This window comes from Streptomyces sp. NPDC057616, assembly GCF_042800575.1.
Lineage (GTDB): Bacteria > Actinomycetota > Actinomycetes > Streptomycetales > Streptomycetaceae > Streptomyces.
This window is the reverse complement of sequence record NZ_JBHVGU010000090.1, coordinates 1-1,346: the sequence shown is the minus strand read 5'-3', so window position 1 is coordinate 1,346 and position 1,346 is coordinate 1. Positions and strand designations below refer to the sequence as shown.

At 57.2% G+C, this 1,346-nt stretch carries 1 rRNA gene (running past one end of the window); it reads right to left on the bottom strand.

From position 1 onward, the window contains the following. Positions 1-1,346, bottom strand: a 23S ribosomal RNA gene (locus ACFU97_RS46015) (its annotated part extends 1,492 nt beyond the left edge of the window); the annotation flags it as partial.

Here is a 1,346-nt window from a genome sequence, read left to right as displayed (position 1 = left end):
GCCTACACCCTTACCCCGGGACAACCACCGCCCGGGCTGGACTACCTTCCTGCGTCACCCCATCACTCACCTACTAACCGCTTGGTTCGGCGGCTCCACCACTCCCCTCAACTCCGAAGAGATCAGGGCGGCTTCACGGCCTTAGCATCACGATGCTCGATGTTTGACGCTTCACAGCGGGTACCGGAATATCAACCGGTTATCCATCGACTACGCCTGTCGGCCTCGCCTTAGGTCCCGACTTACCCTGGGCAGATCAGCTTGACCCAGGAACCCTTAGTCAATCGGCGCACACGTTTCTCACGTGTGAATCGCTACTCATGCCTGCATTCTCACTCGTGAACCGTCCACAACTACCTTCCGGTGCTGCTTCACCCGGCACACGACGCTCCCCTACCCATCACAGCCTCCGTTGGGAGTATTGCTGCAATGACACGACTTCGGCGGTACGCTTGAGCCCCGCTACATTGTCGGCGCGGAATCACTAGACCAGTGAGCTATTACGCACTCTTTCAAGGGTGGCTGCTTCTAAGCCAACCTCCTGGTTGTCTCTGCGACTCCACATCCTTTCCCACTTAGCGTACGCTTAGGGGCCTTAGTCGATGCTCTGGGCTGTTTCCCTCTCGACCATGGAGCTTATCCCCCACAGTCTCACTGCCGCGCTCTCACTTACCGGCATTCGGAGTTTGGCTAAGGTCAGTAACCCGGTAGGGCCCATCGCCTATCCAGTGCTCTACCTCCGGCAAGAAACACACGACGCTGCACCTAAATGCATTTCGGGGAGAACCAGCTATCACGGAGTTTGATTGGCCTTTCACCCCTAACCACAGGTCATCCCCCAGGTTTTCAACCCTGGTGGGTTCGGTCCTCCACGAAGTCTTACCTCCGCTTCAACCTGCCCATGGCTAGATCACTCCGCTTCGGGTCTTGAGCGTGCTACTGAAACGCCCTATTCGGACTCGCTTTCGCTACGGCTACCCCACCCGGGTTAACCTCGCAACACACCGCAAACTCGCAGGCTCATTCTTCAAAAGGCACGCAGTCACGAGAACAAGGCAAGCCTTGTTCCGACGCTCCCACGGCTTGTAGGCACACGGTTTCAGGTACTATTTCACTCCCCTCCCGGGGTACTTTTCACCATTCCCTCACGGTACTATCCGCTATCGGTCACCAGGGAATATTTAGGCTTAGCGGGTGGTCCCGCCAGATTCACACGGGATTTCTCGGGCCCCGTGCTACTTGGGTGTCTCTCAAGCAAGCCGCTGACGTTTCGACTACGGGGGTCTTACCCTCTACGCCGGACCTTTCGCATGTCCTTCGCCTACATCAACGGTTTCTGACTCGCC